Origin of the sequence: Deinococcus terrestris (genome assembly GCF_009377345.1) — a bacterium.
GTDB classification, from domain to species: Bacteria; Deinococcota; Deinococci; order Deinococcales; family Deinococcaceae; genus Deinococcus; species Deinococcus terrestris.
On record NZ_WBSL01000001.1, the window covers coordinates 1,077,778 to 1,100,280 of the forward strand.

The following is a 22,503-nucleotide window of genomic DNA, read 5'->3' on the forward strand; positions in this document are numbered from 1 at the left end:
GTCGCTTTCGGGATCAGGGGTGGGGAGAGGAGCGGGAGCCGCACGCCCCCTGCACTTCAACACTCCCTCACAGCGTCTTCGGATCGATCCACCCCCGCTTGATGCCGTACAGCACCGCCTCGGTGCGGCTGCCCACATCCAGCTTGGAAAAGATGTTGGCGAGGTGCACCTGCACCGTGCGCGGGCTGATGTCGAGGTCGCGGGCGATTTCCTTGTTCGTTCGCCCGGTGGCGGCCACCCGCAACACCTCCAGTTCGCGGGGACTGAGCGCATCCTCCGGTGGGGTGGGCGTCTGCTGGGTGCTGAAGCGCTCCAGCACCTTGCGGGCGACCGAGGGGTGCAGCGCACTCTCTCCCGCTGCGACCGCCCGCACCGCGCCGAGGAGGTCATCTTCAGAGGTGTTTTTCAGCAGATATCCGGCCGCCCCTGCTTCCAGCAGCGCGAAGACGTAGGCGTCGTCGTCGTAACTCGTCAGGACGAGGACTCCCACGCCGGGCAAGAAGGCCTTGATGGCGCGGGTGGCCTCGATGCCGTTCATGCCGGGCATGGACACGTCCATCAGGATCACGTCGGGGCGCAGTTCGCGGGCCTTGTGCACCGCGTCCTCGCCGCTGTCGGCCTCGCCCACGACGTGCAGGTCGGCTTCTCCCTCCAGCAGTTCGCGGGTGCCCTTGCGCACGACCGGGTGGTCGTCGACCAGCAGCAGGGTGATGGGCCGCGCGGGGGCGGCGGGAGAGTCGGCGTCGTGCATGGGGGCAGCATACGCGCCGGAGCACGCCGCAAGCCAACGGAAACCGCCCTCCACGTGGGAGGGCGACTAGCGGTACAGGAGCGGCTCAGTTCTTGCTGAGGTTCTTCCAGTACGTTCCGGCGCGGGCAAAGGCCAGCATCGGGTTGTAGGCTTCCTCGCTGATGCCCTGGATGTTGTCGCGGTAGGCCAGGATGCCGGGGTTGCTGGGCATCAGGACGTAGTAGGCCTGGTCGCGGGCACGCTCGGCCACCTGGGTGTAGAGCGTGTCGCGCTGCTCGGCGTCGCTGGTGGCGCGGGCCTCGTCGATCCAGGTGTCGATCTGGTCGTCTTTGAAGTTCAGCCGGGGCTGGTAGTAGCCCTCACTGTGGTAGAAGGTGTGCACGAAGTTGTCCGGGTCGGCGTAGTCGGGCGCCCAGCCGGTGATGATCATGATTTCCTCGCCCCGGTTGCCGTCTTCCAGAATCTCGCTCCACTGCTTGGACTGGAGGTTGACCCGGAACTTGGGGTTCAGCGACTCGATGTTGCGCTTGAGCAGTTCCATCCCGGTCTGGGCCGCCACGCTGCCCGCGCGGTAGGTAGCGTTGATCACGAAACCGTTTTCCCAGACCTGACCGCCCCAGGCCTGCTCAAAGGCCTCGCGGGCCGCCTCAAGGTCAAACCCTGGGGCCTCCACCTCGGAGTTGTAGCCGGGGAAGGTCTCGGGCAGCAGGAAATTGCGGGGCTGGCCCACGCCGTTCTGGACCTCGTCGATATAGGTCTGCACGTCGAAGGCGGCCAGGAAGCCCCGGCGCACGTTCACGTCGCTGAAGAAGTTGGCGGGGATGCCCTCGCCGTCAAGCTCGCCGCTGCCCAGCAGGTCCGTGCCCTTGATGTCCTGGTTCATCGAGATGCCAAAGGCGCTGATGTCCGGCAGGTTGTCCAGCACCGCCACGCCGGGCTTGCCCCGGAGCTGCTCTTCGATGATGGCGCGGCCCCCGGTCTCGACCATGTCGGCGTCGCCGCGGAGGAAGGCCTGGAGGCGGGCGGCCTGCTCGGGCACGATCTGGATCAGCACGTTCTGGATGCTGGCCTTGTCGCCCCAGTAATTCTCAAAGGCCTCGGCGCGGAAGGCGGTCGCGTCCTTGCTCACGAACTTGTAGGCCCCGGTGCCGCTGGGCTGCTGCGAGAGCGGGCTGTTGGTCAGGTCCTTGCCCACAGCCTCGCGCCAGGTGGCCTCGGTGCCGTCCCATTCGCCAATTTCCTTGGCGTGCGCTGAGTCCACGATGCTCTGGCCGGTATAGGCCAGCTTGGACAGGAACGCGGGGTCCGTGCGGGGCAGCGTGAAGACCAGGGTCTCGCCGTCGCAGCGCACGGCCGTGCTGATCTTGTCCCAGGTGATCGAGTCGTCGTCGTTGGCGTTGGACCCGGTGCCCAGCAGACTCTCCGAGAGGAACCAGTTGCCGCTGTCGCTGGTGTTGGTCACCAGGTTGCGGCGGAAGGTGTACTCGGCGTCGGCGCAGGTGAACTCGTTCCCGGTGTGGAACTGCACGCCGTCGCGCAGGGTGAAGCGGTACTCGGTGCCCCCGTTGGCCACATTCCATTCGGTCGCCAGCAGCGGCGCGAGTTCGGTCAGGCTGCTGCCCTGGTAGGTGACCAGCGTCTCGTAGAGGTTCTCCACGGCCTGCCCACTGCCCGTGTCGTAGGTGGTGCCGGGGTCCAGCGTGGGGATGTCGGCGCTTTCCTGCACCACCAGCACGTCGCGGTTGCCGCCCGAGGAGGTGCCGCCAGTCCCGGTGGAGGCAGTCTCGCCGGAGCCCTCCGTGCCGCTGCCTTCGGTGGTGGCGGTCGTGCCGCTCTCGGTGGCGGTGTTGGTCTCGGTGTTGTCGTCGCAGGCCGCGAGGGTCAGCGCCAGGGTGGTCAGGGCGATCAGCCCCAGGGGGCGGCGGAAACGGGAATCGGCGTTGGTCATGGGGACTCCTGTGTGTGAGGGGGTGGCAGGGCCAGAGTGTAGTGAACCGGACAGACAACCCGCCAAGCTTGCTGGCGCCTCCGGTACTGCGGGGCAGGATAGCAGCCTAGCGCCAGCCGATGAGGAGTCTCACTGATCCGATTAAGTGTGATCCACCTGTGACCGTGCCCGGATTGAAACGCCTCGCACATCGGGCTTGAGTCCCCTCATGTAAGGTTTCGTGATGACTTCCGAGGCGTATACAGCATCGTTCGTGCTGCGCGGTACGGCGGCGGGGGGCACCCTGCGGCTGGTCGGCATTGACGCGACGCAACTGGTGGAGGAGGCGCGGGTGCGCCATAGCCTGAGCAAGACCGCGACTGCCGCGCTGGGGCGCACGCTGGCAGCTTCTGCGCTGCTGGCGGTGGTGCTGGGCAAGAAGCCCGACAGCCGGGTGACCGTGCGGGTGCAGGGGGGCGGTCCGGTGGGCTGGATCGTGGCCGAGGGCAGCGCGGACGGCCGGGTGCGTGGCTACGTGCGCGAGCCGAGCGCGGACCTGCCCCTGCGTGAGTCCGACGGCAAGCTGGACGTGCGCGGCATCGTGGGTGTAGACGGCGAACTGGCCGTGACCCGGCTCCTGGACAACGGCGAGCCGTACACGGGCAGCGCCCAGCTGGTCAGCGGCGAGATTGCCGAGGACGTGAGCGCGTACCTGTGCGTCTCCGAGCAGATTCCCAACGCGGTGCTGCTGGGCGTGTACGAGGAAGGCGGGCGGGTCTACCGCGCGGGCGGGCTGCTGGTGCAGGCGATGCCTGGCGTGACCGACGAGACGCTGGCACGGCTGGAGGCCAACATCCGCGGAATGGGCCAGCTTACCGATCACCTGCGCCGGGGCAGCCTGCTGGAAACCATGCAGACGGCGGCAGGGGGCCTTGACCTCGTGCTGGCGGCGGCGGCGCAGCCTGCCCGCTTCCAGTGCCGCTGCTCGCGGGACAAGGCGCTCGACAGCCTGAAGTTCTTTGCGCCGGGCGAGCGCCAGGAGATGCGCGACGAGGGCGGGCAGGAGGTCGTGTGCCACTGGTGCGGCGAGCACTACCAGATCACCCCCGGCGAGATCGCCAGCCTCGACGCGGAGACGGCGCGGGCGCAGGCCTGAGTCCAGGGCCAGGGGCCTGACGGGAGAGGGTCATCCTATGGGGTGGCCCTTTTTCTTTGTTCTGGGGTGGGGTTCCCTGGGCAGGAGTCCGGACGAACTACCGGGGCTGGCCCAGGGGGACTCCGCTGTACTGCCAGGGCCGGGCCTCTGGAGCTTCGCCCCCCTGCACGGTCAGGACGAAGCGGTCCTGGGCCGGGGCGCTGGCCGTGACCGTCACCGTGTTCCAGCCCCGGCGAAGCTGAAGGTGAATGGAAGAAGTCTGGGTCCATTCCGGCTGCACGCCGTACCAGTGCGACCCCACGCAGTCCTTGCGGCCACGCAGCCGCACGTCGCGGTCGGCGTAGACCAGCAGGGTCCTGTCCTCACCCTGAGTCCGCCAGAGTTGTGGGGTCGGCGGCACGGGCGAAAGCTGCGGTTGCAGGCCCTGACCGGGAACCGGAACCGGCCCCAGGTCCAGCGCGTCCAGCCCGGAGACCCGCGCGGCCGGGTCCGAGGCGGTCACGGTGTTCATCCGGCACCTCCGCTCCTGTCCAGCCAGGGGAACGGGCCGCAGCAGGGTCTCCTGCGGGACGGAGAGCGTCGACGGGCGCCGGTCCGTGGAAACCGTGAGCAGACCCTGTGCCGAGACACGCCCGATCGGCTGCCCCTCCAGCCGGACCTCGGCCACCTGGCCCGCGGGCCAGTTCTCGACCGGGGCGGTCAACGTCAGGGTCTCGCCCAGGGCCGCCTCGCGCAGCAGCGGCAGCTCCTCGGGCCGGGGCTGCTGCTGGCACGCCGCCAGCACCAGGGCGAGGAGGATGAGGGGCAGGCCAGTTCGGCGTCGCATGGGTCTACCCTAGGGCCAACCGAGCATGAACGGGGGCAGAAGTGCGGCCCCTGTGCTCTCCGGCCGAACCTGGGATAATTCCCCCATGAAAAACCGCCTCCCCGCCGTCTTGCTGGTGCTCGTGGGCCTGGGTCTGGGGGCCACCCTGCTGCGCGATCAGGTGCCGGTGTCCGGCGCCCAGCCACCCGCCGCCGAGGAGTCTGCCCCAGCGGCCGAAGCGGGCGCCCGGCTCCAGAACGAGCGCAACACCATGGACATCGTGCGGCGGTACGAGCCGGGGCTGGTCTACATCAACACCGCGCAGGAGGTCGTGCAGGATTTCGGCTGGCTGTTCGGCACCCAGACGCAGGTGCAGCAGGGCGTGGGCAGCGGCTTTTTCGTGAACGACTCGGGCGACATCCTGACCAACTACCACGTGATCGCGGGCGAGGGGGCGCGGGGCACCGCCGACCGCATCACCGTCCGGGTGATGAACGGCGAGGAAGCCGTGCCCGCCGAGGTGATCGGCACCGCCCCGCAGTACGACCTCGCGCTGATCCGGGCGCCTGGGCTGGCCCGTGACCTGATCCGCCCCATTCCGCTGGGCGACAGCGACGCGCTGGCGGTCGGGCAAAAGGCTGTGGCCATGGGGGCGCCCTTCGGGCTGGAATTCAGCGTGACTGAGGGCATCGTGAGCAGCAACGATCGCCAGATTCCCATCGGCTTTTCCGGCACGGGCACCGGGCAGGGGATCACCCAGCGGGCGATTCAGACCGACGCGGCGATCAACCCCGGCAACTCGGGTGGCCCGCTGCTGGATTCCTCCGGGCGGGTGATCGGCATCAACACCCAGATTGCCACCGGGGGCAGCCAGCAAAGCGCCGGGGTGGGCTTCGCCATTCCGGTGAATGCCGCCAAGGCCCTGCTGCCCCGGCTGCAACAGGCGGGCGGCGGCGAGGTCAGGGCTCCCCGGCTGGGGATCACGGCGGGGCTGATCGTGCAGGTGCCCGGTCAGGCGATCCCCGTCGGGTTGAGTGCCCTGACCGAGGAGGGACGGCAGCAGCTCGGCCTGCCTGGGCGCGGGCTGGTGGTGGGCCAGGTTGAGCCCGGCTCCCCGGCGGCGCGGGCGGGCCTGCGCGGCGGCGAGCGCGAACAGGAGTTTCCCGGCGGCGCGGTGCTGCTGGGCGGGGACGTGATCGTGGCCGCCGAGGGAGAGCCGGTCGACGCCATAGAAGACCTGCAAGCCGCCCTGCTGGACGAGAACGAGGGCGATACCGTCACCCTGCGCGTCTGGCGCGGCGGCCAGGAACGCGACCTGAACGTCACCCTCGACGCCTCCGCCTTCGAGTGACCGCCCCATGACCGCCTCCCCCATGGCCCTGGGTGCCCAGGTCTGGGACCGCCTGCGCCCCGACGACCGCGAGTGGCTGTGCTCGCTTGCGCGGGAGGCGGGGCCGGGAGCGCGGGTCGCCCTGGTGGGCGGGGCGGTGCGCGACGCGCTGCTGGGCGGCACTCCCCTCGACCTCGACGTGGCGGTGGAGGGGAGGGCCGCGGGCGCTCTCGCGGCGGCGAGTGGTCTGCCCGCCGTCGTTCATCCCGCCTTCGGCAACGCGGCGGTGACCCTGCCAGACGGCCGACACGCCGACCTCGTGCGGGCGCGGCGTGAGACGTACCCGGTGCCCGGCGCGAACCCGTTGCCCCTGCCCGGCACCCTGGAAGACGACCTCGCCCGGCGCGACTTCGGGCTGAACGCGCTGGGGCTGGAGGTGCCTCCGGAGGGAGCGCCCCGCCTGCTCGACGTGACGGGCGGCCTGGATGACCTGCGGACGCGGGTGCTGCGGCCCCTGCACCCCCGTTCGCTGTACGAGGATGCCAGCCGCCTGGTCCGAGGGGCACGGCTGGCGGGGCGGCTGGAGTTGGAGGCGCACCCCGAGTTGCGGCGGCAGGTGCCCGAAGCGCTCGACATGTCCGGGCAGACGCCCCGCCTGTGGGCCGAGCTGCGGCTCTTACTTCAGGAACCCAAGCCAGGAAAGGCCGCCCGCGCACTGACGGCGTGGGGAGCTGGAGAATTGCTGCCCGCTGGAGCCGCCGAGCGGCTGGAAGCCCTGGACGCCCGGCGGGACGCGGGAGACGACCTCTCCCCCACCGCCTACGCGGCGGCCCTGCTCTCGGCGGCGCCGGATCCGGCGGCGTGGGCTGGGCGGCTGGGCCTGGGCGAGAAACCGGGGGCCTTGCTGGCGCGGGCGCTGGGAGACACTCCAGCCTCCCCCGGCAGCCCGGAGGCCACCCTGCGGGCCCTACTGCGCCCGGAAGCGTACGCGGGCCTGAGTGGGCGGGACGTGGTGGCGCGGGGGGTCGTGCCTGGCCCGGCGGTGGGAGCAGCCCTCGCGCATCTGGCCGCGCTGCGCCGGGCGGGGAAGGTGCACTCGCGGTCGGAGGAGGAAGCCGCGCTGACCGCCTATCTCGGGGAGCCGGGCCCCACTCCGTCACCGGGCTGACGGCGCCCGCTCCCCCTGGCCCCATAGAATGCCCGCCTATGGGCCTCCTGAATCTCCTGACCGACAGTCCACTCGCGTTTGTGATTATCGCTGCCGCGCTCGCGCTGTCACTGACCGTTCACGAGTTCGCCCACGCCTGGACCGCCGACCGGCTGGGCGACCCCACCCCGAGGCGCTTCGGGCGGGTCACCCTCAACCCGGTCAAGCATCTGGACCCCTTCGGCACGCTGCTGCTGCTGATCGCCGGATTCGGGTTCGCCCGGCCCGTGCCCATCAACCCGAACAACCTGGGGCGTTGGGGCACCCTGTGGGCGACCGCCGCCGGACCCCTCAGCAACCTCCTGATCGCGCTGCTGTGCGTGGTGCTGCTCGCGGTGCTGCCCAGCAGCGGCGTGCTGGGGGTCATCCTGCTGACGGTCCTGAGCGTCAATATCGTGCTGGCGATCTTCAACCTGATCCCGATTCCGCTGCTGGACGGCAGCCGCATCCTGGGGGCGCTGGTGCCCTCGCTGGGGCGCAGCCTCGCGCAGTTCGAGGCCCAGCCCTTCTCGTTCCTGATCGTGATGCTGTTTATTTTCCTGGCCCGTGAACCCATCGGGCAGATCATCGGGACGGTGCAGCGCTGGGTGCTGGGGTTTGTCGGCTTCTGAGCACTCCCAATGGATGAGGCCCCAACCGCCGAAGCTGGGGCCTATTTTTTTGTTCGCTTCAGCGCAGGTGGAACATCATCGCCACATGCGCCCCGGTGCCGCCCAGCACAAACAGGTGCCAGATCTCGTGGAAGCCGAAGACGCCGGGGCGGGGATTCCAGCGCTTGGTCCCGTAAATCACCGCGCCGATCGAGTACAGCACGCCCCCCGCCGCCAGCCAGAAGAGGGCCGCGCCGGGCAGGGAAAGGGCGAGTTGCGGCAAAAACAGCAGCGCCAGCCAGCCCATCCCCACGTACAGCAGCGTGCTGACCCAGCGCGGCAGCCGCATGGTAAGCAGCTTGAGCAACACCCCCGCCCCCGCGATGCCCCACACCAGCCACAGCACGGCGTCCCGCCACACGCCCTCCAGCCCGAAGTAGGCGACCGGGGTGTAGCTTCCGGCGATCAACAGGAAGATGCCCGCGTGGTCGAGCTTGCGCAGCCACAGCAGCCCGCGCTCGCCGGGGCGAAACGAGTGGTAGCTGGCCGAGGCCGCGTACAGCGCCACCATGCTCAGCCCGAACACCACGAAAGGCCACCGCGCCAGCCCCCGCGCCTGCGCCCACCCCAGCAGCGGCCCAAGCAGCAGCAGCGCACCGATCACGCCGGCCCAGTGGGTCAGGGCGTTGACCGGCTCGCGTGGGGCAGTGAGCAGGCGCTTCATCTGCGCGGCATTATGGCAAACTCCGGGTGCAGTCCGCCGGGCCACGCGGGGCGGAAGTGCAGCAGATTCCGCAACCGCCACACAATCGGTCCCGGCCAGCCTCTAGGCTGAGCGCCATGCCTTCTGCCAGAAACAGTCGTGGCCCCGAGCGCGGCGCTTCCGGGTCCTCCAAGCGCGAGTGGTTCAGCGAGATTATCGGGCGGACCCGCTTCGTCGTCTTGATCGCGGTGATCGCCGTGTTGCTCGTGTCGTTCAGTCTCTTTCTTCAGGGCACGCTGCTCGCGCTGAACACCATCTACGAGACCTGGCGCGACATGTTCACCCAGGGCGTCGCGAGTCAGTCGGGCACGCTGGCGGTCGAGTTTCTGGAGGTCGTGGGCACCATGCTCAAGGCGGTCGTGTTCTACCTGATCGGGATCGGGCTGTACTCGCTCTTCATCCGGCCCCTGAACCTCACCTCCGCGCTCGGAGTCGAGAGTCTGGCCGACCTCGAGCAGAAGGTGGTGTCGGTGGTGATCGTGATCCTGGGCGTGACTTTCCTGGAGCATTTCATCCGCTGGGAAAAGCCGCTCGACACGCTGTATTTCGCGGGTGCTCTGGCGCTGGCTGGCGGCGCGCTGGTGCTGTTTCAGCAGGTGCACAAGGGCAGCGGCGGCGACTTGCAGCAGCCGCAGGCCAAGCTGCGCGCGCGGCGCGAACTGTTCGAGCACGACCACGAGCAGCGCGAGATCAAGGAGCAGGACGTGCAGCGGGCCGAGCGCGCCACCGAAGCCAAGGCCGAGGGCCGCGTTCCTATCGACAGCGGCGGCGAGTAGGCGGGGGCGACGAGGCAAACCGGCTCTTCGTCGCCCCCGCCGGATGCCGCTTTCAGCGTCCGCCGTAGTTCGGGGCTTCTTTGGTGATTGTCACGCCGTGCGGATGGCTCTCGACGAGGCTCGCGCCGGTGATCCGCACGAACTGCGCACTGTCGCGCAGCGTCTGGAGATCGGGCGCGCCGCAGTAGCCCATCGAGCTTTTCAGGCCGCCGACGAACTGGTAGAGCACCTCGCCCGCCGTGCCCTTGTACGCGACGATGCCCTCGATGCCTTCGGGCACGAACTTGCGGCTGCCGCCCTGGAAATAGCGGTCGGCGCTGCCCTGGTCCATGGCGCCCAGGCTGCCCATGCCCCGGTAGGACTTGTAGCGCCGCCCGTCACGCAAGATCGTCTCGCCGGGGGCCTCGTCGGTTCCGGCGAGCATCGAACCCATCATCACCGCGCCCGCGCCCGCCGCGATGGCCTTGGGCACGTCGCCCGTCTGCTTGATGCCCCCGTCGGCGATCACCGGAATGCCCGCCTCCATTGCCGCCGCCGACGCCTCGAAAATGGCGGTGATCTGCGGGACCCCGACGCCTGTGACGACGCGGGTGGTGCAGATGCTGCCCGGCCCGATTCCGACCTTCACCGCGTCGGCCCCCGCCGCGATCAGGTCCCGCGCTCCGGTGCGGGTCGCCACGTTTCCCGCGATCACGTCCACATCGTAATTTTCCTTGACCCGCGTCAGTGCGTTCAGGATGCCCTGGCTGTGGCCGTGGGCGCTGTCGAGCACAAGGACGTCGGCGCCCGCCGCGACGAGTGCCCCCGCGCGGTCCATCAGGTCGGCGCCCACCCCGATGGCCGCGCCCACCCGCAGCCGCCCGAGGTCGTCTTTCGCCGCGCGCGGGTACTTCACCCGCTTGGTGAGGTCCTTGATGGTGATCAGGCCCTTCAAGAAGCCCTCCGGGTCGGTGACCAGCAGCTTCTCGATGCGGTGGCGCTTGAAGATCTCCTGAGCCTGCTCCAGCGTGGTGCCCACCGGCACGGTGACGAGGTCCCCGCGGGTCATCACGTCCGCGACGGGCAGGCTCAGGTCTTCGACAAAGCGCATGTCGCGGTTGGTGATGATGCCTAGCAGCTTGCCCGCCGGATCGGTGATCGGCACGCCGCTGATCTTGTATTCCGCCATCAGGCGGTCGGCGTCGGCCACGCTCGCCGAGGGCGGCAGGGTGATGGGGTCCACGATCATGCCGCTCTCACTGCGCTTGACCTTGCGGACCATCTCGGCCTGGGCGTCGATGCCCATATTCTTGTGGAGGATGCCCAGGCCGCCCTCACGCGCCATCGCCACGGCCATCGCCGTCTCGGTCACGGTGTCCATCGCCGCCGACACGAAGGGAATGTTCAGCCGCACCCGCCGGGTGAGCTGCGTCTCCACGCTGACCTCGTGCGGCAAGACGGTGGAGTGCCGGGGCTGGAGCAGCACGTCGTCGAAGGTGATGCCTTCCTGGCCGAACTTGTAGGCGTAGCGGTCCTCGTGGGCGGCCGGGGACGGCTGGGTGGGCATGAGGGGGGCACTCATGCACCGGAGTGTACCCGCGCCCGGTGAGACTGCCGCCGCGGCTGTCCCGCACCCCTGACCGCCCACACCCCTTGCACGCCTCCAGGGAGCGTGCTAGATTCTGCCTCGCCCTTGAAAAAGGGCTGAAATCCAAGTGTGGGGTCGTAGCTCAGCTGGGAGAGCGCGTCGTTCGCAATGACGAGGTCAGGGGTTCGATCCCCCTCGACTCCACCACCAAGAAAGTCCGCCATGTGCGGGCTTTTTGCGTTGAGGTCGGACTGGCCCAGGACGTGAGAGAAGGCCCCGCCCTGGCGAGCGGGGTCTGGAATCGTCCTTCTGTGCCGAGGCTCGCGTCAGCGCCGCACCACGGCCGGGTATTCGGGTTCGTCGCGCAGCGGGGCCAGGGCCGCGACATTCAGCGGCAAGGGCAGCAGGCGCTCGCCCTGGCGCAACTGGAGCCCGTTCGCCCGGCCCGCCAGCTCGACCCGGACACCCGGCAGGCTCTTCAGGGCCGAGAGGGGCACGTAAGCTGCGCGGTTCACGAACTGCACCGGGAGGGTGTGGGGCGTGGCCCCAGCCTGCGGCAATCCGAGTGTCACCGTGCGCGGCGTGAGCACCTGCACCCGTACCCCCAGCGCCGCCATGAGGTCGGCCAGGGGGAGGACCACCTGCCCGCCCACGACCCGTGCCCCGCGTCCGGCGGCCTCGGCGGCGGCCTGCGGCGTGCGGGTGGGAGCGGGTGGGGGCGTCACCGGGCGAACGGGGGCGGGAGGCTGGGTCGCTGCCGGAGCAGTCGGCGCGGGCTTGGCAGGAGTGGGGACAGGCGCGGCCGTCGTCGGCCGGGACACCGGCAGCGCGGCGAGGGCCGCCCGCTTGGAGGCGGTGCGGGCGGCGGCCTCCTGCGGGGTCAACACGCGGCCCCACCCGGCAGGCACGCTGCGGAAACTCGTCCACGGGCCGTCGGCGAGCGGGGCCTGACGCTCCACGGCGCTCAGGCCACCGCCCTCTGTCGAGAAGTACAGCACGCCCCGGTCACTCACGGCGACGGGAGTGTCGATCTTCTTGCCCGTCTTGACCGTCCAGCGGGCCTGTCCGTTCGGGCCGATGGCGTGCACCGTGCCCATCAGGTCCGGCACGACCACGCTGCCGTCTGCAAGCTGCACCGCCGACGCCGCCACCGGGGCGCCCGCCGGGTACACCCACTCGTCCTCGCCCGTCGTGTTCACGGCGTAGACCTTACCGTCGTAGCTCCCCACGACGACCAGATCGTCGCCCGTCACGATGGGGCTGGCATTCACGAACAGGTCGGTCTGCCGGGTCCAGCGCAGTTTTCCGGCGGGGTCAAGGGCGTACAGCTTGCGGTCGCTGGAGCCGAAGTACACGTTGCCCTGGCGGTCGATGGCAGGGCTGCTGAAGACCAGCGACCCGGCCCCGAAGGTCCATTTCAGTTTGCCGCCCGGCGTCAGCGCATGCAGGCGGTTGTTCTGTGCACCAAAGTAGATCGTTCCGTCCTGCGCCACCGCCGGACTGCTAAAGACGGGCGCCCCCACCTTGAAGGTCCACAGCACCTGCCCCCCCGGCCCCAGCGCGTACACCGTGCCGCCCGCCGTCGCCGCGATCAGGCTGCCGTCGGCCCGCAGCGCGGGGCTGGCGAAGATGTCTCCGTCCAGCCGGGTGCGCCAGAGCTGCTTGCCGGAGGCGTCCACCGCGTAGATATGGTCGTCGTACGAGGCCGCAATCACCGTGCCCTGCGGCGTGATCAACGGGCTGGCCCGTCCGATGTCCCCCACGGGGAGATTCCAACGCTCCACGCCCCGCGCGTCGGTGCGGTGCAGGCGGTTGTCCGAGCCGACGAAATAGAGGTCGCCATCATCGGCCACGGCGACGGTGGACAGCACCTTGAGGTCTTTGAACCATGTGACGGTAGGTGATGCAGAGGTGGACGAGGCTTGAGCGAGAGCAGGCGGCGAGAGCAGAGCAAGTGAGAGAATCAGCGCTTTTCTCATGTGAAGGTAAGCTCCTTTACACTCCCTTTACAGGGTGGTTTGGCGAATGGACGCTCGCCAAGCTAGCGTCTTAAGATGCTCTCGCTATGAAAAAGATTCTCATGCTGACCGCGTTCGCCCTGGCGGGACTGGCCGCCGCCCAGGACACCACCACGCCCCCCACCGACACCAGCACCGAGACCCAGCAGACCGAGACGCAGCAGACCGAGACCACCGAAACGACCACCGATACCACCCAGACGGACGCGGCGACCACGGCCTCGCCCGCGACCCTCAGCGCCGCCGAGAACTTCGCCCGCGCCCAGGAGTTCGCCGTGCAGGCCGACGTGGCCTACCCGCTGCCCTTCTACGACCGCACCCTGTGGAAGACTGCCGTGGACCACGCCTTCTACGCCGCGCAGCAGGAAGCTGGCAACCGCAACTACCAGGCTTACCTCGCGCAGCTTTACACCAAGACCCAGTGGTGGATCAACGCCTACAACACCTGGAGCCGCCTCGGTGAACTGAACGACACCGAGCGCCAGCTTGCCAGCCTGAGCGCGGCCAAGCTCGCCTACATCGCCCTGCAGCGAGGCGACCGCGCTGCCGCCCGCACCTACGTGGACCAGGGCCTGAGCTGGGCCGACAGCGCCAGCCTCCGCGCCATCCAGAGCCGCCTGTAAGCCTTCAGCGGTTTCACTGCGCCCTCCATATGGGGGCGCAGTTTTTTGTTGCCGTCCCTAAACTGCCCCCATGCGCGTCCTCGCCTTGTCCGACACCCACGGCCTGCTGCGCCCGGAAGTTCTGCCCCTCACCGCGCAGGCCGACGCCGTGCTGCACGCGGGTGACGTGGGAAAGATGGAAATATTGGAGGCGCTGCGGGCCGTCTCCCCCGGCCCGGTTCACGCCGTGCGCGGCAACGTGGACCGCTCGCCGCCGCTGTCCGACTTGCCGGAGACGGCGCTGCTGGAGCTGGGGGGTATCTGGATTTATATGCTGCACGACCTCTCGGCCCTCGACCTCTCCCCCGTCGCGGCCGGGGTGCAAGTCGTCCTCTCGGGCCATACCCACCAGCCCCGCGCCGAGGAACAGGACGGCGTGCTGTACCTGAATCCGGGGTCGGTGGGGCCGCGCCGCTTCCGGTTGCCGGTGGCCTGCGCGTGGCTGCATCTGAAGGGGGGCGGCGTGCGGGCCGAACCCGTCGTCCTGGCCCCCTGAGCGGCCCCGAGTGGGTGCTAGCCTGCCTGCCATGACCGCTCTTCCCGCTCCCGTGCGCGTCCAAGGCACCCTGCACGCCCTTCAGGTGCCGATCCCCTACCCGATGAAGACGGTCACCGTGCTGATCGACACAGGCGGCCCGGTCACGCTGATCGACACGGCGCTCGACACGCCGGAGGCGCGGACGGCCATCGAGGACGGCTTGGCTGCACTCGGCCTGCACTGGCCGGATGTGGAGCGGGTCATCATCACCCACCACCACCCCGACCACTACGGGCTGGCAGGCGTGGTCGAGGAGCGCGGCGGGGCGACCGTGCAGATGCTGGACGTGGAGATCGGGCGCGGCGAGCGGTACTGGCACCTCTGGGAAGAGTGGCTGCCCGGGCACATCAAGCACATGGCGGACCACGGCCTCCCGCCGGGGCTGCTGGAGAGCCTGGAGCGCGACAGCCGCCGCACCCGCGACCGCGTGCAGCCTGCCAGCCGGGTTCAGCCGCTGCGCGAGGGCCAGCAGGTGCCGCTGGCCGGAACCGACTGGGAGGTGCTGTGGCTGCCCGGCCACGCGGACGGGCACCTAGGCCTCTGGAACGAGGAAGAAAGCCTGCTGATCGCCGGAGACGCGATCCTGCCGCGCATCAGCCCCAATATCGGCCTGTACGCCTATACCCGGCCCGATCCTCTGGGAGACTACCTCCAGACCCTTGGCAAGCTGGAGGCCCTGAACCCGCGCCGCGCCGTCGTGGGGCATCACGGCCCCGTCATGGAGGGCGTGCAGGCCCGCGCCCGCGAGCTGCGCTCGCACCACCACGAGCGGCTCGACTTCGTGCAGGCCGAGGCCGCGCGGGAGGCCCGCAGCGCCTACGAGCTGAGCTTGGTGATGTTTCCGCGCGACCTGAATGTCGCTGGGCGCCGCTTCGCCCTCGCGGAGACGCTGGCACACGCCGAGCACCTCCGGCTGCTGGGGGCGCTGGCCCGCACGTGGCAGGACGGGGCGTGGGTGTACCACGCCTGAGGGCGGCTCCCCACGCCGCCACGGTTGGTCCCCAGGCCCCGCTCTATACTCGCGCCCATGACGGCCCCGGAACTTCAGCGCATCATGCGGGCACTCTCGGAGAGCGGGCTTAAGGTCGAGGCGGTCGAGGACGGCGCCCTGGTACGCCACGGCGAGAGCCGGGTGGCCCTGTTCGCAGAGCCTGACCCGCAGAGCGGCGTGATTGTGCGGCTGCACCTCGACCTCGACCTGTACGTCGAGGAAGACTCGCTGCCCGACATCCTGATGGGCATGAACCTGATGAACCAGGGCCTCGACTACGGCGCCCTCAATCTCGATCCGGTCGAGGAGGAAGACACCCCGGAGGACGCCCCCCTCACCTTCGCCGTGCTGGGCCGCGCCGTGCTGTGGCTGCGCGACCTCGGTCCCGAGGAACTGGGGCGCCTGCGCGAGCACCTGCGCCGCTTCGAGGCCGAGGTGACGGAGGCAGTGGAGCGCACCCTGCACGGCGGCAAGGGCCTGAGCGCGTAGGCGCGGGGGGCGTGAGGCAGCGGGCAGGGCCTCCCACCCTGGCCTAATCTGCGCGGCGTACGCTCAGGGCCACTGCTTCCTTGCTGGTGCCGCGTCTGGAGGTTCATCCACTAAACCGGGCTGCCCTGCCCGCGCCGCTGGAGGAAGCCTATGCCTGCCCGTTCTCAGCTGTCGCGCCGACCTGCTCCCGCGCACTTCACCCTGCTCAGCCGCAACCGCGTGTACGGCGTCTTCACCTCGCTGGAAGACCTGCGGCACTGCACGGACCTGCTGCTGACCCTGGGGCTGAGGGACCAGGCTGTGCAGATCATTATGGGAGACGAGGGTCACCGCACCCTGAACACCGAGGGCCACGGCCTGTGGGGGCGCTTTCTGCGCCTGATGCAGGGCCTCACCGACGAGCGCTCGCACATTGAGCAGTACGCCCACGCCCTGGGACGCGGCGACATCGTGCTGAGCGTGGACCTATCCGGCACGCGGACAGGGGTCGCGGAGGTGGCCCAGGCGTTTCGTGACAGCCACGCCCGCTTCGTGAACCACTACGGCCCCTGGGTGGTCGAGCCGCTGGAAGCCTGAAGGCGCTCCGCAAAGCAGGGGCCGGAACCCCACGGGTCCCGGCCTCCGCCGCCTTCTCAGTGTTACTGGCGCTCTTGCAGCGGCACGTACTTCTGGTCGCGCTCGCCCGTGTACACCGCGTCGGGGCGCAGCAGGCGGTTGTCGCGGGTGTACTCGATCACGCTGGCGCACCAGCCGCTGATGCGGGCGAGCGCGAAGATCGGCGTGAAGTATTCCTTGCGGATGCCGAGGTCGGAGTAAACGGTCCCGGAGTAGAAGTCCACGTTGGGGTAGATGCCCTTGGAGCCGATGCGGTCCACCACCGTTTTCTCGATGGTCTCGAGAATCTGGTAGTAGTTGCTCTTGCCTTCCTTGTTGGCGACGACCTCGGCGTAGTCGCGCAGCACGCGCGAGCGGGGGTCGAAGTACTTGTAGACGCGGTGACCGACGCCCATGATCTTTTCCTTGCGGTCGAGCTTCCCGGTGATGTAGGCCTCGGCCTTGTCAGGGGTGCCGACCTCGTCGAGCATGTCCATCACGGCCTCGTTCGCGCCGCCGTGCAGCGGCCCCTTGAGCGCCCCGACCGCCGAGGTGATGCAGGAGTACATGTCGCTGAGGGTGCTCGCGGTGGCAATCGCCGTGAAGGTGCTGGCGTTCATGCCGTGGTCGGCGTGCAGCACGAGGGCGATGTCGAACAGCCGGGCCTGCTCCTCGGTCGGCTCCTTGCCCGTCAGCATGTACAGGAAGTTCCCGGCGTGGGTCAGGTCCATGCGCGGGGCGACGATGTCGTGGCCCTCCTGGGCGCGGTTGATGGCCGCGATGATCGTCGAGAACTGCGCGATCATCCGCACCGAGATGGCGCGGCGGGCGTCTTCGGTGGTCTGCTCGGCCTGGGGGTCCAGCAGCCCGAGGTAGGAGACGGCGGTGCGCAGCGCCTGCATGGGGTGAACCCCGCGCGGCATGTGGCGAATGATCTCGACGAGCGCCTCGGGAACGGCGCGGTTGGCCTTGAGTTCGGCGTCGAAGGCGGCGAGTTCAGCGGCGGTGGGCAGCTTGCCGTTCAGCAGGGCCAGCGAGAGTTCCTCGAAGGTGCTGTGCTCGGCCCAGTCCTGAATCGGGATGCCGAGGTGGGTCAGGATGCCCTCGGTTCCGTTGATAAAGGTCAGCTTGCTCTCGGTGAAGAGCACACCTTCCAGCCCCTTGGCGACGTTGGCGGTGTTGGTCATGGTGGGCTCACCATAGCACCGCCCCCGCCCGGACCGTGCGCCCCACACGGTTCCCGCTCCGGTGACAAGGACGGTGCCCAGGCCCCCTACAATGCCCGCCATGCCAGCGTCCGCTGCCCCCCACCCCGTCACCCTGGCCCTTGATACCGCCACCCCCTTCCTGACCCTGGCCCTGGCCTGGCCCGGCGGCGAGCGGTCCTGGCGCGAGGAGGTCGGGCGGGCGCACGCCGAACGGTTGGCAGGGACGGTACGCGACCTCTTCACGGACGCGGGCCTCCCCTTTCACGCCGGCACGGTCGTGATTGGCACCGGGCCAGGGTCCTACACCGGGGTGCGCGTGGGCGCGAGCTACGCGCTGGGCCTGGGCCGGGTGTGGGGAGCGCGGGTGCTGGGCGTACCGACCCTGGAAGGGCTGGTGGGCGGCCTGGAGGGGGAAGTGGCCGTCTCGCTGGACGCGCGGCGGGAGAACGTCTACGGCGCGGTGTATGAGGTGCGGGGCGGGGTGGTGGGCCGAGTGATTCACCCCCCGCACAAGGACAGTCTGGACGCCTTCGAGACGCTCGCCGCCGGACGCCCGCACCACCGTGACCCACCCCCCGACGGCCTCGCGCTGCTGCGGGCCGGTCTGGACCACGGGAGTGAGGAGTGGGCGCTGGCGTACCTGTAGGGCGGGAAAAGGGACCCCTCACCCCGCTGCTTCGCAGCGCCCCTCTCCCCCTGATAGAGGGGTCAAACAACCCTCTCCGAGAGGAGAGGGCCTCGCGCAGCGAGGGGTGAGGGGTCTTTCCGCCGCGTCCCGCTACCCCCGCGCCCGCAACCCCAGCACCAGCCCCGCCGCATACGCCCCCGCGAAGGGCAGATTTGCCGTAAGCACCCGCCCCAGCCACGCCGCCCCAGCTTCCCCACCCTGACGCAGCAGGGGGTCGGCCAATGCCTGCACGCGCAGCCAGTTCACGCTGAGGATGTCCCAGAAGGCCAGGAGTTGCACCGTCACGAACAGCAGCCCCAGCAGGGTCAGGGCGAGGCGACTCACCTTCCGCAGCGCGAGCCCGGTGGCAAAGCCCAGCAGCGCCCCCACGCTGAGGTCGGGCAGCACGGAGCGCAGCGCCTCGGAGAGGGAAGCGTCGGGAGTGGGGGCGGGGGGCAAAGAGGCCAAGGGCTGGGGGGCATCGTAGCGCCCCGCCCCACGCACGCGCCAAAAGGCGGACGCGCCGGGGGGCCGGGCGGGGTATGGTGGGCAGCGACGTGACGCCCGAGCCTGATGTCCTCCCCCCCGAGTTGCTGGACCGCCTCAGCCGGGGGGACGAGGCGGCGTGGTACGACTTCGTGTCGGCCCACGAGGGCCGCATGTACGCCTACCTTTACCGGCTGGAGGGCAACGCCGAAGACGCGCTCGACCTCACCCAGGAGGTCTTTTACCGGGCGTGGCGCTCGATTCGCACCTTTCGGCCCGGCGAGCGGGTGCTGCCGTGGCTGTATCAGGTCGCCCGCAACACCCAGATCGAGTCTCACCGCCGCAAGCAGCTTCAGCGTTTCAGTCTGGAAGAAGCGCGGGAGGACGTGGGCTTCGAGGTCACCAGTGCGGCCCGCTCGCCCGTGCAGGCCGCCGAGAGCGCTGACGCGCAGGGCCGCGTGCAGCGGGCGCTGATGGAACTGGCTCCCGAATACCGTGAGGCCGTCGTGCTGCGCTTTGTCGAGGACCTGCCCTACGACGAGATCGCCCGCATTCAGGGGGTGGCGGTGGGCACGGCCAAGAGCCGCGTCTTCCGGGCCAAGGAGCAACTCGCAGGGCTGCTGGCCGACGCGGCGGACGTGCATTAGTCGCCGGTCGCCAGTGATCAGTCGCTGGCAGCACACAGTCCCAGCCGGGACGGAGGCTGGTTGTCCTGGCGACCGGCGACTGGGTCCTGGCGACTTTCTCTCCCCTCCCCAACCCGCTAGCGTGAACTGGTGAAGCAAGGGGCATGGATGAGGAGCGGCCTGCTGGCGGGCGTGGCGGTGCTGGGGGCGTGCGCGGCGCAGCCGGTAACGTTCCGGGTGAATTTCTCGATGAGCGAGACGCGACGGGCGCCGCTGACCGTGGCCTTCCGGGCGCAGGCCTCAGCCGACCACCGCGTGGTGTGGGACTTCGGGGACGGGCAGGGGGGCCAGGGGAGCGCCACGGCGCACACGTACTACCAGCCGGGGACCTACACGGTGCGGGCACAACTGCTCGACAACCGTGGGCGGGTGCGCTCGACCGCCACGGGCGATGTGAAGGTGGAAAGCAGCGGCCCCGAACGCGCCGAACTCGTCGTGCTGCTGGGGCGGGACGAGGTGCGGCTCTCGGCGGCGGGCAGCGTGATCTACCGGCCTGCCACGCCACGCTTCTCGCTGGACGGCCGTCCGGTCGACGCGGGGCCGATCCCGCTGGAAACCGGGGAGTACCGGGCGGGGGTGCGGCTCCCCGGCGAAGGCGGCGTGCTCACGCAGGGGGTCACCTTCCGGATGGCCCCGTTCTCCCGCAGCGTCCCCTTCGAGACGGAAGTGCTGCGCCTGACCAACCAGGCGCGGGCGCGGGGCTGGAACTGCGCGGCCCTGCGGGAGGGAGGCCAGAGCCTGCCGCCCCTCAAGCGCCACCCGGAGCTGGAGGTCGCCGCGCTGGCGCAGTCGGCGGGGATGGCCCTGCACGGCTACTTCGACCACCGCAGCACCCTGGACGGCAGCACGCCCGCCACGCGGGTGCAGGCGACGGGCCTGCGGGTGGGGGCCAGTGCCGAAAACATCGCCGGGGGGCAGACCACCCCGCAGGCGGTAGTGGACGCGTGGCTGCGCAGTCCCGGCCACTGCCGCAACATCATGGGCGACTTCACGCACCTCGGCGTGGCCCATGTGGAGCGGCCCGGCACCCGCTACCGCCACTTCTGGACCCAGGTGTTCGGCACGCCGCTGGTGGAGTAAGCGACCGCTTCCCCCTCGGGGCGCGGGGCTCCTGTGCCTACGAGGCCTGATGCACAACTGAAAGATCAGCGGTGCAAACGGGCTTTTTCTCGCTCCCTCCTCCTGGGGGACTTAGAGAGCTGCGTGGGCACAGGGCCGGGGACGGCAAAGCTGCGCAGCAGAAGGGGGGAGCGGGCGAAGTTCGCCCTTGGCCTAGACGGCGCAAACGGTCCTGCTCGTTCAACCCGCAAGGCGCACTCAGGGTCCGTAGGCGAGGGATTGCACCCCTTAACCCGGCACTGCGCCCACCGGTGGAGGCGCCAGAAGTCTCAGCGCCGCTCATCCACCAGCGGGGGCTCGCCCAGCCGCACCCTCGCCAGGGTGCCCCCGCCCGGCGCGTCTTCCAGGGTCACGTCGCCGCCGTGGGCGCGGGCGTAGCGGCGCACCAGGGACAGGCCCAGCCCCTGTCCCGGCGCCACGCTCAGGGGACCGCGCTCGTAGGGCAAGAACATCTGGGCCCGGCGCTCCGGCGGGATGCCGGGGCCGTGGTCGCGCACGGTGAGCTCAGGCTGCCCGCCCACCACCGCGAGCGCCACCTCGACCGGGCCGGAGGTGTACTTCAGGGCGTTTTCGACCAGGTTTTCCAGCATCTGGGTCACGCGGTCGGGATCGGCCGACCACACGACCGGCTCCTCCGGCACCCGCGCCGCGACGCGCCCCCCTGCGGCCCGCTGCACCATCAGGCGCAAGTCGGTGGGCGCCACCCGCAGGGTCACGTCGAGGTACAGGTCGTCGAGCCGGGTGAGGTCGGCGCGGCTGGCGAGCTGCCGGGCACTGTCCTCAATCAGGCCCAGCAGACGCTGCTGGGCCTCGGGGGTGTCGGAGTGCCGCAGCAGGTCGCTGGCGAGCAGCAGGTTCTGGAGGGGACGGCGCAGCTCATGGCTGGCAAAACTGAGGGCCTCGCGCTGCCGGGCCTCGCGCCGGGCACGGCGTTCGCGCTCCGAGCGCCACAGCCGCAGCGCCCGCAGGATCAGGGCCATGCTCAGCAGCCCGGTCGCCAGGGCCGTCCACAGCAGCACCTGGCGGAGCTGGCGAAACTCGCTGGCGTAGTCCTGCCCCTGCTGGTTCGACAGCGCCTCGGCCTGGGCGCTGAGCTGCACGGCCTGCCGCCCCGCTTCGGCGAGGGCCTGCGGGGTACCTTCCTCCAGCAGCGTGCGAATCCGGTTCAGCCGGGCTTCACCCAGGGCTTCGACCTCGGCCAGATGGTCGAACTGCCCCGGCGTCAGCAGGCTCGACCGCACCTGATCGCGGATCTGCTCGCGTTCCTCCCGGGACACCGCCGGGTCGAGGCGGGCGGCACGGTACTGCAGCACGTCCTTGGCGAGACCGTGGTAGCTGTAGATGGACCAGCCGTCGCCCCGGTCCAGCAGCGAGCGGTAGGCGGGTTGCAGCGCGAGGAGCAGGAGCACCCCCGTCACCACGGTGGGCAGCAGCGCGAGCAGACCTTCCCGCGCCCGCACGCCCAGGGGGACCCGGTGGGCGGGCGCGGCCCCCGCAGCGCCCGTTGTCACGTCTTCGGTGGCGCGGGCGCTCACGGGGCGGGGGAAACGCGCTCGACGAACCACACCCACGCCGAGCCGTACTGGCTGCGCGGAAACCGCCGCTCGTCGGGCGGGAGGACCACCGTCAGCGGCCCCTTTTCCAGGGTGGAAATTGGTTTGCCGTTCGCCGTGTGCGCGAGCATGATGGGCGCGGCCCCGTAGTCCCGCGCCGAGATGGTGGTCACGTAGCCGTTGCTGGCGTGCAGCCGCATGTCCTGATCGGCGAAGCCCCCCAGCCGGGCGAGGTCGCGCAGCGGCACCCCCTCGTAGGTGAAGGTGCGCCCCAACTGCGCGTGCCGGGTGGCGTAGCGCACCGTGGGCAGCGCGAGCAGCTGGCTGCGGGTCAGGGTCAGCGTCTGGGCCTTGCCCTCCAGCCGCAGCAGCGGACGCTCGCCGGGCTTGGCGGCAGGAACAGGCCGCGCGGTGCGCAGATAGCTGAAGGGCGTACTCGCCGCCTGTCCCCAGCCACCGGGAAATATGCCGACGACCACCGCCGAGCCGAGCGCCAAGGCCATCAACAAAACGCGCTTTGTGGGGAACACGGCCCCAATCTAGAGTCCTTCCGGCGTGGGCCTCAAGGGGGCAACAGATGAAAAAGGCGTGAAAGGACCAGCCCCCAGCCCTACCCTGAG

23 protein-coding genes and 1 tRNA gene are annotated in these 22,503 nt (G+C 69.9%); 14 read left to right on the plus strand and 10 right to left on the minus strand.

The window, feature by feature from the left end:
• Nucleotides 1-67: 67 nt before the first annotated feature.
• Nucleotides 68-751 (minus strand): response regulator, encoded by a 684-nt coding sequence (locus F8S09_RS05355; RefSeq protein WP_152869528.1) that lies wholly within the window; start codon nt 749-751, stop codon nt 68-70.
• A gap of 85 nt (nt 752-836) precedes the next feature.
• Entirely contained in the window at nt 837-2,699 is a 1,863-nt protein-coding gene (locus F8S09_RS05360; protein ID WP_152869530.1) for an ABC transporter substrate-binding protein, read from the minus strand.
• 223 nt (nt 2,700-2,922) lie between these two features.
• On the opposite strand from F8S09_RS05360, the gene hslO reads away from it, so the two are divergent.
• Nucleotides 2,923-3,834 (plus strand): Hsp33 family molecular chaperone HslO, encoded by a 912-nt coding sequence (gene hslO, locus F8S09_RS05365; protein ID WP_152869532.1) that lies wholly within the window; start codon nt 2,923-2,925, stop codon nt 3,832-3,834.
• A gap of 97 nt (nt 3,835-3,931) precedes the next feature.
• Here the strand turns inward: hslO and F8S09_RS05370 are convergent, their stop codons facing one another.
• Complete coding sequence (locus F8S09_RS05370; protein WP_152869534.1) at nt 3,932-4,660, minus strand: hypothetical protein; 729 nt, start codon at nt 4,658-4,660, stop codon at nt 3,932-3,934.
• A gap of 85 nt (nt 4,661-4,745) precedes the next feature.
• Between F8S09_RS05370 and F8S09_RS05375 the strand changes: the two genes are divergently transcribed.
• The 3 genes from F8S09_RS05375 to F8S09_RS05385 are packed head-to-tail and all read left to right on the plus strand — an operon-like array spanning nt 4,746 to nt 7,787.
• A complete protein-coding gene (locus F8S09_RS05375) occupies nt 4,746-5,990 on the plus strand; it encodes a S1C family serine protease (RefSeq protein WP_152869536.1) in 1,245 nt (414 codons plus the stop codon).
• Nucleotides 5,991-5,997: 7 nt separating this feature from the next.
• Nucleotides 5,998-7,137, plus strand: a complete 1,140-nt coding sequence (locus tag F8S09_RS05380; protein ID WP_194165218.1) for a CCA tRNA nucleotidyltransferase — start codon at nt 5,998-6,000, stop codon at nt 7,135-7,137.
• Nucleotides 7,138-7,175: 38 nt separating this feature from the next.
• Nucleotides 7,176-7,787, plus strand: a complete 612-nt coding sequence (locus F8S09_RS05385; protein ID WP_152869538.1) for a site-2 protease family protein — start codon at nt 7,176-7,178, stop codon at nt 7,785-7,787.
• 58 nt (nt 7,788-7,845) lie between these two features.
• On the opposite strand, the gene trhA is transcribed toward F8S09_RS05385, so the two are convergent.
• Nucleotides 7,846-8,490, minus strand: a complete 645-nt coding sequence (gene trhA, locus F8S09_RS05390) for a PAQR family membrane homeostasis protein TrhA (RefSeq protein WP_152869540.1) — start codon at nt 8,488-8,490, stop codon at nt 7,846-7,848.
• A gap of 116 nt (nt 8,491-8,606) precedes the next feature.
• Between trhA and F8S09_RS05395 the strand changes: the two genes are divergently transcribed.
• The gene (locus F8S09_RS05395) at nt 8,607-9,305 is read left to right on the plus strand and encodes a YqhA family protein (protein ID WP_152869542.1); all 699 of its coding nucleotides are present in this window, start codon (nt 8,607-8,609) and stop codon (nt 9,303-9,305) included.
• 52 nt (nt 9,306-9,357) lie between these two features.
• Here the strand turns inward: F8S09_RS05395 and guaB are convergent, their stop codons facing one another.
• A complete protein-coding gene (guaB, locus tag F8S09_RS05400) occupies nt 9,358-10,866 on the minus strand; it encodes an IMP dehydrogenase (RefSeq protein WP_194165219.1) in 1,509 nt (502 codons plus the stop codon).
• A gap of 137 nt (nt 10,867-11,003) precedes the next feature.
• On the opposite strand from guaB, the gene F8S09_RS05405 reads away from it, so the two are divergent.
• A tRNA-Ala gene (locus tag F8S09_RS05405) sits at nt 11,004-11,079 on the plus strand.
• A gap of 119 nt (nt 11,080-11,198) precedes the next feature.
• Here F8S09_RS05405 and F8S09_RS05410 read toward each other — a convergent pair.
• Nucleotides 11,199-12,851, minus strand: coding sequence for an outer membrane protein assembly factor BamB family protein (locus F8S09_RS05410; protein WP_152869544.1), 1,653 nt, complete (start codon nt 12,849-12,851; stop codon nt 11,199-11,201).
• 86 nt (nt 12,852-12,937) lie between these two features.
• Here F8S09_RS05410 and F8S09_RS05415 point away from each other — a divergent pair, with 86 nt between their 5' ends.
• From F8S09_RS05415 to F8S09_RS05435, 5 genes are all read left to right on the plus strand, one after another.
• Nucleotides 12,938-13,513 carry a hypothetical protein gene (locus F8S09_RS05415; RefSeq protein WP_152869546.1) on the plus strand — a complete coding sequence of 192 codons (576 nt, stop codon included), beginning with the start codon at nt 12,938-12,940 and terminating at the stop codon, nt 13,511-13,513.
• A 70-nt stretch (nt 13,514-13,583) separates the two neighbouring features.
• Nucleotides 13,584-14,048 carry a metallophosphoesterase family protein gene (locus tag F8S09_RS05420; protein ID WP_152869548.1) on the plus strand — a complete coding sequence of 155 codons (465 nt, stop codon included), beginning with the start codon at nt 13,584-13,586 and terminating at the stop codon, nt 14,046-14,048.
• A 31-nt stretch (nt 14,049-14,079) separates the two neighbouring features.
• Nucleotides 14,080-15,060, plus strand: a complete 981-nt coding sequence (locus F8S09_RS05425; RefSeq protein ID WP_152869550.1) for an MBL fold metallo-hydrolase — start codon at nt 14,080-14,082, stop codon at nt 15,058-15,060.
• Nucleotides 15,061-15,117: 57 nt separating this feature from the next.
• Nucleotides 15,118-15,570 carry a hypothetical protein gene (locus tag F8S09_RS05430; protein ID WP_152869552.1) on the plus strand — a complete coding sequence of 151 codons (453 nt, stop codon included), beginning with the start codon at nt 15,118-15,120 and terminating at the stop codon, nt 15,568-15,570.
• Between the two features lie 150 nt (nt 15,571-15,720).
• A complete protein-coding gene (locus F8S09_RS05435) occupies nt 15,721-16,146 on the plus strand; it encodes a hypothetical protein (RefSeq protein WP_152869554.1) in 426 nt (141 codons plus the stop codon).
• 62 nt (nt 16,147-16,208) lie between these two features.
• Here F8S09_RS05435 and F8S09_RS05440 read toward each other — a convergent pair whose 3' ends face one another.
• Entirely contained in the window at nt 16,209-17,351 is a 1,143-nt protein-coding gene (locus F8S09_RS05440) for a citrate/2-methylcitrate synthase (RefSeq protein WP_194165220.1), read from the minus strand.
• A gap of 91 nt (nt 17,352-17,442) precedes the next feature.
• Here F8S09_RS05440 and tsaB point away from each other — a divergent pair, with 91 nt between their 5' ends.
• Complete coding sequence (tsaB, locus tag F8S09_RS05445) at nt 17,443-18,018, plus strand: tRNA (adenosine(37)-N6)-threonylcarbamoyltransferase complex dimerization subunit type 1 TsaB (RefSeq protein ID WP_152869558.1); 576 nt, start codon at nt 17,443-17,445, stop codon at nt 18,016-18,018.
• Between the two features lie 132 nt (nt 18,019-18,150).
• Here the strand turns inward: tsaB and F8S09_RS05450 are convergent, their stop codons facing one another.
• Nucleotides 18,151-18,507, minus strand: coding sequence for an FUN14 domain-containing protein (locus F8S09_RS05450; protein WP_152869560.1), 357 nt, complete (start codon nt 18,505-18,507; stop codon nt 18,151-18,153).
• Nucleotides 18,508-18,581: 74 nt separating this feature from the next.
• On the opposite strand from F8S09_RS05450, the gene F8S09_RS05455 reads away from it, so the two are divergent.
• Both F8S09_RS05455 and F8S09_RS05460 read left to right on the plus strand, forming a co-directional pair.
• Nucleotides 18,582-19,172 (plus strand): RNA polymerase sigma factor, encoded by a 591-nt coding sequence (locus F8S09_RS05455; RefSeq protein WP_152869562.1) that lies wholly within the window; start codon nt 18,582-18,584, stop codon nt 19,170-19,172.
• 147 nt (nt 19,173-19,319) lie between these two features.
• Nucleotides 19,320-20,291: a CAP domain-containing protein gene (locus tag F8S09_RS05460; RefSeq protein ID WP_152869564.1), complete on the plus strand. Its 972-nt coding sequence runs from the start codon at nt 19,320-19,322 to the stop codon at nt 20,289-20,291.
• Between the two features lie 308 nt (nt 20,292-20,599).
• Here F8S09_RS05460 and F8S09_RS05465 read toward each other — a convergent pair whose 3' ends face one another.
• Nucleotides 20,600-21,865 carry a sensor histidine kinase gene (locus F8S09_RS05465; protein ID WP_322618555.1) on the minus strand — a complete coding sequence of 422 codons (1,266 nt, stop codon included), beginning with the start codon at nt 21,863-21,865 and terminating at the stop codon, nt 20,600-20,602.
• Nucleotides 21,862-22,413, minus strand: a complete 552-nt coding sequence (locus F8S09_RS05470; protein WP_322618556.1) for a hypothetical protein — start codon at nt 22,411-22,413, stop codon at nt 21,862-21,864. Before F8S09_RS05470 ends, F8S09_RS05465 begins: the two co-directional genes overlap by 4 nt.
• Nucleotides 22,414-22,503 lie beyond the last annotated feature (90 nt).